Genomic DNA, 13,716 nt, shown 5'->3' on the forward strand with positions numbered 1-13,716 from the left:
TTACCGCGGAGCTATGGACCTAATAGAACAGACCCTGCTTGACCAGCTCAACCAACATCCGGCCGACCTGCCGGGGCTCTGGATCGCCGACGAGAACCTGATCGGACTGGCGTCGCTGACGCCGCGGCCGGGACTGACCCTGCTGACCAACCGTTTCGATGTCTATCAGGCGGCCCAAGAGAAGGGCTGGGAAGTGCGCTATAGCGACTTCGATCTGTCTCCCTGGCCGGAAGGCTCGCTACAACGGATCTACTACCGGGTCTCGAAAGAGAAAGCGGTGGTCCATCACCTGATCAACCAGGCAGCGCTGCGATTGGCGCCCGGTGGTCAACTGCAGCTGTTCGGCGCCAAGCAGGAAGGCACCAAAACCTACTTCGACAAGGCCCGAAAATACCTGGGTGACGGTCAGCTCAATAAACTCGGCAAGGGCGGCTTCTTTGGCGAACTGAGCCGTGGAGAGCAGCTCATCGGAGAACCCCTGGATGACCGCGATTACCCCCGTCTGCGCCGCATCGACGACGACTTTATCAGCAAGCCGGGGCTGTTCGGCTGGGACAAGCTCGACGCCGGCAGTGCCCTGATGGTGGAGCAGTTCGACAGCATCTGGCCTCGACTGAGCCAACCCACCCCGAAGGTGCTGGACCTGGGTTGCGGCTATGGATACCTCAGCGTCAAAGCGTTCAGGCAGGGTGTTGAGTCGATCCGGGCGACCGACAACAACGCCGCTGCGGTGATGGCCTGCCGACAGAACTTCGAGCGCCTGGAGATCCCCGGCGATGTTGTAGCCGATAACTGCGCCGCCGGCATCAACGAGCGTCACGACCTGGTGCTGTGCAACCCACCGTTCCATCAAGGCTTCAGCGTCGAAGGCGAACTGACCGACCGCTTTATCGCCACCGCCGCTCGACTTTGTAATCGTGATGGATTGGCGGTCTTTGTAGTCAACCGTTTTATCCCGCTGGAGCGTAAGGCGTCCAGCCATTTTGGCAAGATCGAAACGCTGGCCGATAACGGTAGTTTTAAGGTGCTGCTGCTGAGTCAACCGAAGAAAGGTTAAGGGCGAACTAGTCCGAGACCTTCGGACTGACAGCCGCTTTGCTCAATTTGGGTACTGCGTTATATTGCCAAGCAATGGGTAATTGACGAGTCGAGATCGTACTCGGTAAGTTCGATGGCCTGTCGAAGATCAGGGAGATCGGATCGATCAGCAGGGATCGTTTTTTCAGTTGCTTTATTCTGAAGTGAATCTAGCCGTTGGCTAAACAAGCCATTGGCTCCTGTTATTTATTATCGCGTCGATATCTAGAGATCCCCATCTTCCAAGGGCTGAATATTAAAATGTTATGTGCTTTCAAACTTTCAACCTATGGTTTCTTAATAACATAAATGAAAAAGTGTATTAATGAATATTACTGCGAGCTAGATAAGCCTGTAGAAATTCAGTTTCAGTTAGGTGGTTTTTCCGTACATTTTGTTACTAAAGTAGACGGTGTGGATGCATCGGCAGACTATGGTTATTTAAAAATTTCCGTTGAATCAAATTTAAAAGATTATGAGTCGATAACTGATTCAGCAATATTTTCACGATCTAAATATCTTGTTGCTTTAGGAGTTACCTCATTTGTTATTGATGAGCCTTTGGACGTATTCGGTTTCACCTCTAAAAGTTATGTTTTTGAAGGCAATTCCGAGAGTGTGGAGTCTAGGTTCATTATTGATGGAGTGGATAACACTCAATACCTTACCGAAATAATTGAAAAGCTTAACGCAATGAAAAAACACGAAAGTGAGCTGTTTTTTTCCTTGCTAGATAGGTGGAGAAAAGCAAGATTTATGGAGAAAGGTTCCGAGACGAGCCTTACATACACTGATGAAGCTACTTTAGCCTATTTTCATGTGCTTGAGCTTTTGGGGGATCTTTATTCAAAAGAACTGAAAACAAGATCTGATGTTCTGATAAGTAATTTTGTTAAAGAATACAATGAAGAAGTTTTATCTTTATCAGGGCAATACCTAGAAAACGAAAATAATTCAAAGGCTAAGTTAATCTCAAGCTTTTTGTCTAAAGACTTATCCGTCACTGGAAAGATACTTTACCTTCTCAAGAAATATGATCTTTATAGTAATCAAACAGCATTTTGGATCAAAAACTTGGTCGAAGCTAGAAATAGTGTAGCCCACGGAAGACGAGTTTTTTACGATAAATCAATATTTCCAGTTCAACCTTTTTTCCCTCTGGTTGCCGATACAATTTATCCGTTGCAGTTTGTTCGAGTTTTGGCTGCTAATGTTATTTCAAAGCATTTAGGGATTAGCTTATATTCAAACGAGTGGAATATTGTCAAAGCATTTCTGATTAAAGATGTCCATGAAACAAAAGAATACTTGTCTTCAGGTAGTTTCAAATTACTAGATGAAATATATGGTGAAGAAGAAAATATCGTCAACGGCGGTATAAGCTCACTCGTATTAAATAAAAAAATACCCGCCAATCAATGTGTTGATTTTTATAGGTTTTATTTGGCTAATGAAATTGAAAATCAAGACTTTTTGTATTCTAACATTTACTCAATAATAATCTTGTTCGAATCTATAACAGAAAGTGAGTTGTCAGAGATGTTAAAGCAAGCAATATTAAATACGCATGCTCTTGAATGTAATATTGATTTTAAATTCAGAGACACGATGTATTTTCTTGAGTTTCATGGCTTTGAAACCCCAAAGCTTGAAGCTCTAATTAAAAGTGGCGATATTCGATAGCAAATACAAGTTAATCAAAAGGACGCAAAACGCTTGGCTTGTGCTCCTTCTCCGCTAATTTTATCCAAACATTTTGCGCCTCTTATTAAGGCTTTATTAAGGAGGGTTCATGCCATACCCAATTGAAAGGAAGCTCGTGATAGCGGTATCTTCTAGTGCATTATTTGATTTGTCAGAATCACATGCAGTTTTCGTTGAACAAGGACCAAAATCTTATAAGGAATTTCAAGAAAAAAATCTAAATAATATTCTTGGAAAAGGTGTCGCCTTTCCATTTATAAAAAGATTCCTTCAAATCAATCAACGGTTCGAAGATAAAGTTCCAGTTGAAGTGGTTTTGTTATCAAGGAACTCTGCTGCTACTGGTAAAAGAGTATTTCGCTCCATTAAGCACTACGGCCTTGATATTTCTAGAGCTGCTTTTATGGAAGGTAGCTCTCCTTATGAGTATGTCCCAGCATTCAACGCATCACTCTTCCTTTCAGCAAACGAAGAAGATGTCCAAAATGCAATAGATGCTGGGTTTCCTGCAGGCGTTGTATTGCCAAGTAAGGTCGTAAATGATGATGGCGATGATGAATTAAGAATTGCTTTCGACTTTGATGGTGTGATTGCTGATGATGAGGCAGAAGCTATATTCAAAGATAGAGATTTACCTGAATTTCATGAATATGAAGTTAACAAATCTGACATTCCTCACCAGCCGGGACCACTCGCAGACTTATTCAAGAAATTATCTTTCCTACAGAAGCTAGAAGATAGAGAAGTCGAAAGAGACCGGAACTATAAGCGTATTCTAAGAACTGCGATCATAACTGCCAGAAATGCGCCGGCACATGAGCGAGTCATTACTACTCTTGAGGATTGGGGTGTAAGCGCGAATGAAATGTTTTTTCTAGGCGGGATGGTAAAGGATCGAATACTGACTAGGCTTAAACCTCATATGTTTTTTGATGATCAAAGAAGCCACCTTGAATCAGATGCCGGTGATATACCTATGGTACATATTCCATTCGGTATCGCAAATAGAAGAGATATTGAATAAGAAAGTGTATCTGACCAGCTTTAGCTGGTCTGCTAATTTTGGATTTATAAAGATTAAATACGTAATTTCATGCTAAGACAATTATTAAGTAATAAAGCTGTTTGGATAGCATCCTGTATCTGTTTTGTTGCCGGCATCCTTCTTCCCATGTTTACCTTTAGAAAATTTGTCATCTTTGATGACACTTTTTCTCTGTTAGGCGGAATCATCCACTTACTAAAAGAAGGCGAAATTTTCCTGTTTCTGGTGATTTTCGCCTTTAGCATTCTTGGCCCAATTTATAAGCTAAAGTTGATTCGCGATCTGATCGTTGAAAAACATGACGATGAAGCGACGAAGTTACAGTCAATTAAGCACCTGGCGATTGTCGGTAAGTGGTCGATGGCTGATGTGTTTATTGTTGCCATCCTTGTGGCAACAATCAAACTCGGCATGTTGGCCAGCATTTCGGTCCATATTGGTATCGTGTTTTTCGGTGTTTCTGTACTGTTATCGATGCTACTGGTACAACGGCAGATGGTCGGTTACGAATTCCGGCCGAAAGAATAAACATCCAAGGGTGTCACCAAGCTCTCTTGGTTGGTCCCCTTAAAACGCCAATAGCCGCTTTCGCATCATTCTCCACCAGCATCGCATCGACCCTATCGCCGGCGGTTTACCCAGCACCAGCAGATTCCCGGCAATCACCACCAGCAGCCCGATCATGCCGGTGCTGGTCCAGCGATAGTCCTCAAACAGACTCGACAGCGTCAGCGCGATCACCGGGGTGCCGACCAGGGTGTAAGCGGCGCTGTTGGCGCCGATCCGGGCCACCAGCAGCAGGTAGACATTAAAGCCCACCACCGAGGCCAGTACGGCCAGATAGAGCAGGCCCCAGAAGTAGCGGGGGTTGGAGTCCCACCAGGCCATCTGCTGGATGCTGTCAGCTTTAAATCCGAGCTGAACCAGCGTCACCGACAGCAGAATCAGGCAGCCGTAGAGCATCGCCCAGCTGTTGTAGGTCAGCGGTTGAAGACCATTTTTGGCGTGGCGTACACCGACCATATTGCCGAGCGAGAACAGCCAGCTGCCCAGCAGTGCGAACCCGATGCCGTAGAGGGTCTGCTGCGACCACTGCTGCGACAGCAGGTCGTTGCTGAACAGCAGCATCAGCCCGACGGTGCCCAGCAGTGCGGCCCAGCGGAATCGGGGGCCTGCCGGTTGCTGCCAGAACAGCCGGTTGTGGGCGGCGTTGAGCAGGGTGGTGGTTGACATCACCACCGCCACCAGGCCGCTGGCGATATAGCCGGTGGCCAGGTAGAAAGCGATAAAGTTGCAGGAGTACAGGCAGCCCCCCTGCAGCGCGCAGAACCACTGATCCCGACGCGTGGTGCGCTGCAAGCGGCCGAACAGCAGCACCAGGGCGATCAGCAGCGCGGCCGCCAGCCCGAACCGGTACAGGATCGACAGGCTGGTCGGCACCGGCCCGGCCTGCCATTTGATCGCCAGCCAGGAGCCGCCCCAGACCAGTAGGGTGGTGACGTAGAGTAGAGCGTTGAGCATGGCGGGTGCCTTTTTATGTCGGGTTGGGGGATGCCGGATTGGATCGATCCAGCAACCTGGATTCAGCCATAGTGCCGCGAGGCGGTTCGGGCGGATTTCACCGCGTTGCCGTTTTTGGCACGATCTTGCGGTTAACTGGGGTGGGGTGCTTGGCGAGCCGGGGCGGCTTAGCTAGTCTTGGATCAGTACCGAGTTTCCAAGATAGAAGCTCAGCCCTTGGCCTAGCCTTGGCTCATCCCAATTGAATCGAACTGAACAGAACTGGCTCTAACCAGCAGCGCAAATGACCGACTCCCGTAACCCAACCGATAGCCGCGCCGTCGGCCCGTCCGGTGTCAATCGACCGACCTGGTTTTTTGACTCCAACGCGGCGCCGCGACGCTGTCTTGGTCTACCCGAAGGGCTACGGTTGGTGCAGTACCGCAACGGTTGCGAGCGGGTCTATTACCAGAACGAGATCAGTCATACCTTCAGCCTCTATCTCGACGGCGGCCATCGTACCCAGCGCACCGATCAGCAGTCCCGTCGCGGTGGGCCGGGGCTGTTCTGCCTGATGCCCAAGGGAGCCTATTCGGCCTGGGATATCGGCCCCACCCAGGAGTTTATGCATCTCTATTTCGACGATGACTATCTGAAGCGGTTGGCGTTGAAGACCTTCGATCTGGACCCGCGTCGGGTCGAACTGCCGGAGCTGAATTTCGATGCCGACCCGGCCATCGAAGCGCTGGGTCGTTATGGCTTGCTGGGTTGGGATTGGCAGAGCGGCGACAACAGCCTGGCGGTGGAGCAGGGGGTTCAGACGCTGCTGGTCAATCTGCTCAAACACCTGCAGCTCGATAAGCCGGAACCGGCCAGCCTGACCGGCGGTCTGGCACCCCAGGTCAGGGAACGGGTGATCGACTATATCCAGGCGAATTATCAGCGCCCGATCCGACTGGCCGAACTGGCGGCGATTGCCGGACTCAGCGAATACCACTTCTGCCGGATGTTCCGGGTCAGCCTGGCCCAGACTCCGCAGCAGTACCTGACACGGGTGCGCATCGAACGGGCCAAGCAGCAACTGGAACAGGCCGCTGCCATCGGCCAGAAGCCGTCACTGGCGCAGCTGGCGCTGGATTGCGGCTTCTCCAACCAGAGCCACCTGGGGCGCCAGTTCAAAAGCCATATCGGCACCACGCCGGGGCAATACCTGCGCAGCCGGCGCTAATTCGCGGATTGCTCGGGTTTGCCGAGCTAGTCGATAAACAGATGTCCCAGGTAGGAAAAGATCCCGATCATGATGCCGGTGAACAGCTGCGCGTGGACCAGATAGGAGAATTTTCGCAGCTCCTTGGGTGAATACTTCCAGCTCATAAACAGGCCGAACAGCCCCTGCCAGATCACCAGAATCAGTACGGCCGGGAAGAACAGGATATGCATCGGCAGGCCCATCAGGGCGATATGCAGCACGATCATCGCTACCGCGGCGATGCCGAAGTAGACATGGGTTCGGTCCAGCCAGCGGATCAGGTTTTTGAACAGATCGGCATCAATCGGTGCCTCGAAGTCGGGCAGGATCCGTTTCGACAGGGCGCCTTTTCCCAGCACCAGCTTGATCAGGGTGCGGGCGTAGATAAACAGCAGCAGCCAGAGTCCGATCTCACCAATGCCTTCGCCGATCTCGGATAGGAAGGTCTCATGCTCCGGCGTCGGCGGATAGACCGAGCGGGCATAGAGGTAATAACCCAGCGACAGTACCGTCGTTGCCAGGGTGAAAACGACGACCTTTCTGAGGCCCTTGGGCATCAATTGCAGGGGATTATCCATGAGCTGATTCTGGCTTTCCGTGGCTGGATTGAATGGAGGTGGTTGAAAATCGGCAGTATTACCGGCTTGCGCTTGGCTGACAAGCGCCGATCGGCGCTGAAAGCGGCTAAGCTTGCTGTATCACGGCCAAACAGGAGTGCCCGCTATGTCCTGTGAACCCAAAGACTGTTTTGTGGTGGTCAATCAGGTATCCGATCCGCGTCTGGAGACCTTTCGCAACCACCAGAACGACAGTCGCACCTACAGCATGCCGACACCCGACTCGGGGTATTACAACGTTGGGGTGTTCCCGCAGATGCGCGATACCTTTGCCGTCGATATCCAGCGTCGGATGGATGACTACCCGAAGCGGCAGGAGTTTGGTTGCGCCGAAGGTTGCGGTTGTACCGGCTCGACCGATCCGAAGCATTCGATGACCGGCCAGCGCCGGATCAAGTTCAGCACCGAATTCACCTACAGCAACGGCGATAAGGCGACCCTGACCGGCTCGTTTCTACTGACCTCGACCCGCACCCAGGGGTTCTGCGGTTGTGGAGAAAGCGCCGAGGATCAAACCGCCATCCCGGCTGGTGAGGAGCAGGCCGGTGGTGGTGAGGACTGTGGTCAGGGGAGCAGTCAAACCGGCCAGCAACCTCAGCAGGGCCAGCAAGGCGGCTCGCCGGTCGACGAACAGCGAACCGCTAAACCGGGAGCGTCCGGCAGCAGTTCCGGCTGTTAAGGGTCTGCGGCTGTCTCAAACGCTGGGCTTTAAGCGCAACTGTTCGGATTGAATACCCGCCGGATTGAAGGCGGGTTTTTCTCCAGCTTCGACTCGGGTCGAATCGGCCGGGGGCTGAAGTTACCGCCGCAGTTGGGGCAGACCCCCTGTAGTCGATGATCGACACAATCTCTGCAGAAGGTGCACTCAAAGCTGCAGATCATCGCCTGTTCGGACTCGGGCGGCAGGTCTTGATCGCAGCATTCACAGTTGGGGCGAAGTTCCAGCATCGGTTTCTCCTTGGGGTTAATACCTGCTCTAGATGGCTGATCTTTGCTCAGTCTTGAACGTCGCTGATCAGCTCGAAGCCTTCATCGATCCAGCCGGTTACCCCGCCAATCATCTTCTTCACCGGTCGCCCCAGTTTGGCCAGTCGGATGGCGACTTTTTCGGTGGCGTTGCAGTGGGGGCCGGCGCAATAGACCACGAACAGGGTGTCCAGCGGATAGTCGGCCAGGTTCTGTTGATTGAGCTGGGGGTAGGGGAAGCTGATCGCCTGATCGATATGCCCCTGCCGGTAGTGATCAGCGCTGCGCACATCGAGCAGCACGAAGTCGCGACGGTCGTTGCTGATGGCGTGGTGAACGTCCCAGCAGTCGGTCTCGAATTTCATCAGGGCTTCAAAGTGGGCCAGGGCATCGGCGCTGGCAGCGGCTTGGACGCGGGATACGGCTGAAGTCATCGGTAGGCTCCTGGGATCTGTGGACTGTAGTGGTTGAAGATCATTCTGCGACAGCTGGCCCGATCGAACTATTGGCCTGAAAGTCAGGCTTCGCTAAGATCAAGCCAAAAGCTGAGAAGGCTTTGAAAACTGTGACGGAGGCTTGAATGAATCGTGTCGCCATACTCGCCCATGAGCAGGTCACGCTGTTTGAACTGGCCTGTGCGGTGGAGATCTTCGGGTTGGAGCGCCCGGAGTACGATGACTGGTACCGCTGCGATGTAGTATCGCTGTCCGCCGGTCCGTTTCGGACCAGCGCCGATATTCTGCTCAGCACCGGCCAGGTCGAATCGCTGCGCGACTACGACACCCTGGTGATCCCCAGTTGGCCGGTTGCTACCGAGCCGGTGGCAGAGCGGGTGGCGAGCGAAGTGAGCCAATTTGATGCCGAGGGCAAACGGATTCTGACCTTCTGTTCCGGCGCCTTTCTACTCGGGCGGCTGGGATTGCTTGATGGCCGCAAGGCGACCACCCATTGGCTCTACGCCGAGCGTTTCAAGCAGCAGTTTCCCCAAGTGGATTACGTCGATAACGTGCTCTACGTGTTCGATGGACGGCTGGGCTGTTCGGCCGGCAGCGCTGCCGGGATTGATCTGGGGATCGAGGTGATTCGTCAAGATTATGGCTACCAGCGGGCCAATCAGGTGGCCCGTCGATTGGTGATGTCGCCGCAGCGCAAGGGTGGCCAGGCGCAGTTCGTCGAAACCCCGGTGATCAAGTCGCCGTCCCAGTTTGCCGGGGCGATCGACTGGGTGCTGGCCAACCTCTCCCAGCCGATCAGCGTCGATCAGATGGCGGAGAAGGCTTGTATGTCGCGGCGTAGTTTCGACCGTAAATTCCGTGCGGCTTATGATTGTTCGGCCAATGCCTGGCTGATACAGATCCGGCTGAACCGGGCCAAGACTCTGCTGGAATCGGAAAGTTGCTCGATCGATCAGGTGGCGGAACGGTCCGGCTTCGACAACGCCACCAGTATGCGCTACCACTTCGACAAGCAGCTGGGAATCTCACCCAAGGAATACCGGGCGTGTTTTCATCGTAGCGAGCTGGTGATGGATTGACCCCGGCATGGCCGGGGTCAGACAGGAGGGTGGCTGGCTAGATTACTGCGTGGGCGGCAGCGGCGGCAGGCCCGGGTGGGAGATCTTGGGCCAGTAGAGTTCGGGCTGGAAGCTGGGGCTGTGCTCCTTGACGTGACAGCCGCTGCAGATCTGCTCCTTGGGAAGCCCCTTGTTGGGGGTCGCGGTCTTACCGGCGCTTAACGCATGCTCCTTGGCGGGGCCGTGACAGTTTTCACACTGTACGCCGCTCAGGTTCGGGGTCAGCTCCTGATCCAGGAAGCCGCCCTCTTTCTCGTAACCGACCACATGGCAGCCGACGCAGTGACCGTCAAACGCCTTGCCGACGTTTTCCAGGTCGGTGAACGCCTGGGCGTGCTGGCTCTGGCTCCAGATCTCATGCTGGGCCTGGTGGCAGGCCTGACACAGCTGCTGACCACCGTAGGGGCTGTCGCCGCTCTTCAGCGCCTTACGCTTCTTGACCCGCTCCAGATAGTCCTGACGCAGGGTTTCGTTGTAGTCCTCGTACCACGGGTCCAGCCGCTCGGCGTTGGCAATGTCGACCGGCAGATCGAAAACCTGCTGGCCCCAGTTCAGAATGCGGTTCTTCGGCCCCAGTTCCAGATCCAGCAGCGCAAAGCGCTGGCCCCGTGAGCCGGGCTGCAGCACCAGGGTGTTGCCCAGCTGTTGCGGCTCGGCAAATTGCTCGTAGGCGGATTTGATCAGCAGGAGATCGACGCTGTCGAGCTGGAACAGTTGCTGAGCTTTTTCCAGCGGCAGCGAGGTGCTCAATACGGTCAGCAGGCCGCGCTGCTTGGCCTGATCCAGCGCTTGCTGAACCGGCTTGGGATCGTCGGTGATCGGCGATTGGGCCTGCATGCCCTCGAACGGAGAGTTCTCCGGCTCCAGCCAGTGGCTGAAGAAGACTTGGGTGTCGCCGCGCATGAGAGTCTGGCCTTTGGCCAGCTGGTCGTCTTTCCAGTTGCCGGCGGTAAACGGTAGCTCGCTTTCTTTCAGCATCTGCTCGCCGTGCTGCAGGTCGGCCCATTGGACCCCGAAGGCATCGAACTGCTGCTCCTTGATGCCACTGAGGATAAAGCGGTGCTTGATCAGATCGTGGCCCATATCGGGGCCGAACAGGCCACCGCTGTTGAGCAGCAGCAGGTTGGGATTTTCTGTGCGGAGTTGGTCGATCATGGTGGTCTGGCGCTGGATGCCGCCGAAATCGGTATCCAGGGTGCAGCCGCAGGGTTCGAGCTCGCCATCGAGGTTGCCGCTGTAGAGCAGCTGTAGCTGGGTGGGCGGTTCGGCCCCTGCCTGTATCGACAGCGGCAGTGCTAGCAGGAGAACAGGCAGGTAGATCAGGCGGCGTAACAGCGGCATAGCTCGGAATATCCTTGTGGGGTTGACTAAGGAACCTCAGAGCGCAACTTAATCCTTGAGGGACGTTTGCTCAAGTCTGAGATTCGTGACTGTTAGATACCCTGATCCGGATCAGTTCCCTTGATATCTATAAGCTTATTGGTTGCAAGCACCCGCGGCTTTCGGTGTACTGGGGACAGAACACCGAAATCAGGCATACAAGGAGTCACCCATGCCATTGAAAGTCAGCACTTTTATGACCTCTAAAGTTCTGGTCGCCAATCCGGAGGACGGGATTCGCCAGACCTTCTTCCGGATGCGGGAGAACGACGTCCGGCATATGCCGGTGGTGGACGAAGATCGGAATCTGGTCGGTATCATCAGCGACCGCGATTTGCGTCGTCCGGAGTGGGTCGATGAAGCGCCTGACCTGTCCCATATCTACAACCTGGACGACAACCTCAGCGTCGGCGACCTGATGACCACCAACGTGGTCGTCGCCCATACCTACGACACCATCGCCAAGGCCACCAAGGTTCTGACCCAGCATCGTTTTGGTGCATTGCCGGTATTGAACAAGGATCAGGATCTGGTCGGCATGCTGTCGGCGTTGGATCTGCTTAAGGCGTTGGATCTGATGCTGGACGAACAGAAGAAGGCCAAGAAAGGCTGATTTAAGGCTTAGCCGTTTCCGCCGAGCTTCCAATCAGATTCCCCATCTGATGCGTCCCTTGGTTTTATCGCCATGGGACGCTTGCTGAATTTTCTTACTCCCTCTCCTTGATTCCTTTTCTCTCAACCGGTTAACCAGGTTTCACCTTTCCGATTGTTTACGCCGACGGCTTTATCGAGCCCGAATTTACCCGAGCAGTGAAAATGGTCTTTCATTAATTAGAAAAAACTAATATCATCTCGCAATCTTAATATTAGGTGTATCTAATTAAATGGAGGGGTGGATGATGAGCAAACTGATAAATCGGACGGCATTGTCGATGGCGGTGGTCTGTGTATTGGCATCGCCGTTAGCGATTGCGGCAGAGAAACCGGCCAAAGTAACGGCTCAGACCAAGCTTGACCTGTACCTGACTGCCACCGAAGCCTGGCAAATGATGCAGGCGCAGAAGGACGCGATTCTGGTTGATGTTCGTGATCCGGTTGAGATCAAATTCACCGGTTTTGCCACCCCGACCCAGATCCATGTGCCCTGGATGGTGGCTGACAGTAACGGTTGGAGCGCCAAGCGAAGCAGTTGGGCGATGGTGAAAAATCCCGATTTTGAAGCTCAGCTCAGCGACCGTCTGGCCGCGCTGGATGCCAAGTCCGATACCCCGATTATCGTGATGTGTCGCTCGGGTTCGACCCGCAGCGCACCGGCGGTCAATCTGCTGGCGGACAAAGGCTACACCAATGTCTGGACCGTGGTGGACGGCTTTGAGGGCGGCAAGCTGAAGGAGGGCGATTCCAAGGGGGTTCGGGCTCAGAACGGCTGGCGTAACTCCGGACTGCCCTGGAGCTACAAAATCGACCAGGCGGTGGCTTGGCAACCCAATTCGTAACCGGAGAAATGGAGATGATGAACAAAGTGATCAAGGCAGCGCTGATGGCAGCACTGCTATCGGTACCGGCAATGGCGCAGGCTGAAGCGGTCGATAAGGTACTGATTACCCTGACCAGCGCCGAGCAGCAGACCCGTGGGATGGCGATGGTACTGGGCAACACCATGCAGGCCCAGGGTGCCAAGGTGAATGTGCTGCTATGCGACAGTGCCGGCGATATGGCGTTGAAGGATCATCAGAGTGCGTCGTTGAAGCCCAAAAACGTGACCCCGGAGCAGCTGTTGAAGAAGCTGATGAAGGGCGGGGCTGGCGTACAGGTCTGTGCTCTCTATCTGCCAAACAAAGGCGTGAAGGCCGACAGTCTGCTTGAGGGTGTGACGGCTGCTAAACCGGCAGTGATGGCCAAGGCGCTGACCGAACCGGGCACCCGGGTTTTCAATTTCTGATCGGACTCTCACCCGATCGGGCGTGCCGAGTTGTCGGTGCGCCTTTTTTTTGCCCGAGCTTTCTCAACCGTGTTGGTGGTCGTCAGGGGTTGTCAGCGCTCGCCGGTTTGCGACGCAGGTGGTAGCGATAGAAGCCGATCAGGCCACTGCTCAGGAAAATGCCTTCGACCAGAATACCCAGTGGGGTGAACGCCAGGGTGTTGTGTACGATCCAGCAGCAGGATGCACTGATCAGCATCAGCCGCAAGGCCCGGTCGGTCTTGCAGAAGCTGCCCAGGGTCGAGAGCAGATTACCGGCACCGCTGAGCAGGCTCAGATAACCGGCGAAGGTGTAGGCGGTGGTCGTCAGCGACACGACGACGAACAGCGCGGCCAGCCACTTCGACTGCCAGTGGATGGTGATAAAGAAGCGCACGGCGGCCAGAATCATCATCCAACCGGCGGTCTGCTTATCGAGCAGAAAGAAATGGATCGCCAGCAGCGATGAAGCCAGACAGAGACAGAGCTGCAGGTGACTGCGCTTTCGCATCTGCAACGCAGTGGCGTCGACCAGGATCACCAAACCAGCAAGGATTTGCGAGAGAAGAAACGGAGTCATGACTGGCCAGGTGGAACCTTGTGGACGAGGAGCCGTGGGGGCGTAGTTGCAGCGAGGTGGCTTCC

Annotated in this window: 16 protein-coding genes; 10 read left to right on the top strand and 6 right to left on the bottom strand. The window is 53.9% G+C overall.

What is annotated here, in order from left to right; translation table 11 throughout:
- The first annotated feature begins 13 nt into the window (after positions 1-13).
- From ACO05M_RS07375 to ACO05M_RS07390, 4 genes are all read left to right on the top strand, one after another.
- Positions 14-1,057 carry a methyltransferase gene (locus ACO05M_RS07375; protein ID WP_421869598.1) on the top strand — a complete coding sequence of 348 codons (1,044 nt, stop codon included), beginning with the start codon at positions 14-16 and terminating at the stop codon, positions 1,055-1,057.
- Between the two features lie 329 nt (positions 1,058-1,386).
- The gene (locus ACO05M_RS07380) at positions 1,387-2,760 is read left to right on the top strand and encodes a hypothetical protein (RefSeq protein WP_421869601.1); all 1,374 of its coding nucleotides are present in this window, start codon (positions 1,387-1,389) and stop codon (positions 2,758-2,760) included.
- A 109-nt stretch (positions 2,761-2,869) separates the two neighbouring features.
- Positions 2,870-3,805: a 5'-nucleotidase gene (locus ACO05M_RS07385; protein WP_421869604.1), complete on the top strand. Its 936-nt coding sequence runs from the start codon at positions 2,870-2,872 to the stop codon at positions 3,803-3,805.
- A 69-nt stretch (positions 3,806-3,874) separates the two neighbouring features.
- On the top strand, positions 3,875-4,354 hold the full coding sequence (locus ACO05M_RS07390) for a paraquat-inducible protein A (protein WP_421869607.1): 480 nt from the start codon (positions 3,875-3,877) through the stop codon (positions 4,352-4,354).
- Positions 4,355-4,393: 39 nt separating this feature from the next.
- Here ACO05M_RS07390 and ACO05M_RS07395 read toward each other — a convergent pair whose 3' ends face one another.
- Positions 4,394-5,347, bottom strand: coding sequence for a DMT family transporter (locus ACO05M_RS07395; RefSeq protein WP_421869610.1), 954 nt, complete (start codon positions 5,345-5,347; stop codon positions 4,394-4,396).
- Between the two features lie 283 nt (positions 5,348-5,630).
- Here ACO05M_RS07395 and ACO05M_RS07400 point away from each other — a divergent pair, with 283 nt between their 5' ends.
- Entirely contained in the window at positions 5,631-6,554 is a 924-nt protein-coding gene (locus tag ACO05M_RS07400; RefSeq protein WP_421869613.1) for a helix-turn-helix domain-containing protein, read from the top strand.
- A 26-nt stretch (positions 6,555-6,580) separates the two neighbouring features.
- Here the strand turns inward: ACO05M_RS07400 and ACO05M_RS07405 are convergent, their stop codons facing one another.
- Entirely contained in the window at positions 6,581-7,153 is a 573-nt protein-coding gene (locus tag ACO05M_RS07405) for a hypothetical protein (RefSeq protein WP_421869616.1), read from the bottom strand.
- 145 nt (positions 7,154-7,298) lie between these two features.
- Between ACO05M_RS07405 and ACO05M_RS07410 the strand changes: the two genes are divergently transcribed.
- Positions 7,299-7,871, top strand: a complete 573-nt coding sequence (locus ACO05M_RS07410) for a hypothetical protein (RefSeq protein ID WP_421869618.1) — start codon at positions 7,299-7,301, stop codon at positions 7,869-7,871.
- A gap of 29 nt (positions 7,872-7,900) precedes the next feature.
- On the opposite strand, the gene ACO05M_RS07415 is transcribed toward ACO05M_RS07410, so the two are convergent.
- Both ACO05M_RS07415 and ACO05M_RS07420 read right to left on the bottom strand, forming a co-directional pair.
- Positions 7,901-8,140, bottom strand: coding sequence for a DUF1272 domain-containing protein (locus ACO05M_RS07415; protein WP_421869621.1), 240 nt, complete (start codon positions 8,138-8,140; stop codon positions 7,901-7,903).
- A gap of 47 nt (positions 8,141-8,187) precedes the next feature.
- A complete protein-coding gene (locus ACO05M_RS07420; RefSeq protein WP_421869624.1) occupies positions 8,188-8,592 on the bottom strand; it encodes a rhodanese-like domain-containing protein in 405 nt (134 codons plus the stop codon).
- 146 nt (positions 8,593-8,738) lie between these two features.
- Between ACO05M_RS07420 and ACO05M_RS07425 the strand changes: the two genes are divergently transcribed.
- Entirely contained in the window at positions 8,739-9,692 is a 954-nt protein-coding gene (locus ACO05M_RS07425) for a helix-turn-helix domain-containing protein (protein WP_421869627.1), read from the top strand.
- A 42-nt stretch (positions 9,693-9,734) separates the two neighbouring features.
- Here ACO05M_RS07425 and ACO05M_RS07430 read toward each other — a convergent pair whose 3' ends face one another.
- Positions 9,735-11,072: a multiheme c-type cytochrome gene (locus ACO05M_RS07430; RefSeq protein WP_421869630.1), complete on the bottom strand. Its 1,338-nt coding sequence runs from the start codon at positions 11,070-11,072 to the stop codon at positions 9,735-9,737.
- Positions 11,073-11,283: 211 nt separating this feature from the next.
- Between ACO05M_RS07430 and ACO05M_RS07435 the strand changes: the two genes are divergently transcribed.
- From ACO05M_RS07435 to ACO05M_RS07445, 3 genes are all read left to right on the top strand, one after another.
- Positions 11,284-11,724, top strand: a complete 441-nt coding sequence (locus ACO05M_RS07435) for an HPP family protein (protein WP_114696049.1) — start codon at positions 11,284-11,286, stop codon at positions 11,722-11,724.
- A gap of 283 nt (positions 11,725-12,007) precedes the next feature.
- Positions 12,008-12,607 carry a rhodanese-like domain-containing protein gene (locus ACO05M_RS07440; protein WP_421869632.1) on the top strand — a complete coding sequence of 200 codons (600 nt, stop codon included), beginning with the start codon at positions 12,008-12,010 and terminating at the stop codon, positions 12,605-12,607.
- Positions 12,608-12,621: 14 nt separating this feature from the next.
- Positions 12,622-13,053: a hypothetical protein gene (locus ACO05M_RS07445; RefSeq protein WP_421869634.1), complete on the top strand. Its 432-nt coding sequence runs from the start codon at positions 12,622-12,624 to the stop codon at positions 13,051-13,053.
- 82 nt (positions 13,054-13,135) lie between these two features.
- On the opposite strand, the gene ACO05M_RS07450 is transcribed toward ACO05M_RS07445, so the two are convergent.
- Positions 13,136-13,651 (bottom strand): YgjV family protein, encoded by a 516-nt coding sequence (locus ACO05M_RS07450; protein WP_421869636.1) that lies wholly within the window; start codon positions 13,649-13,651, stop codon positions 13,136-13,138.
- Positions 13,652-13,716 lie beyond the last annotated feature (65 nt).

Source organism: Motiliproteus sp., assembly GCF_965230735.1.
Classification (GTDB): Bacteria; Pseudomonadota; Gammaproteobacteria; order Pseudomonadales; family Balneatricaceae; genus Motiliproteus.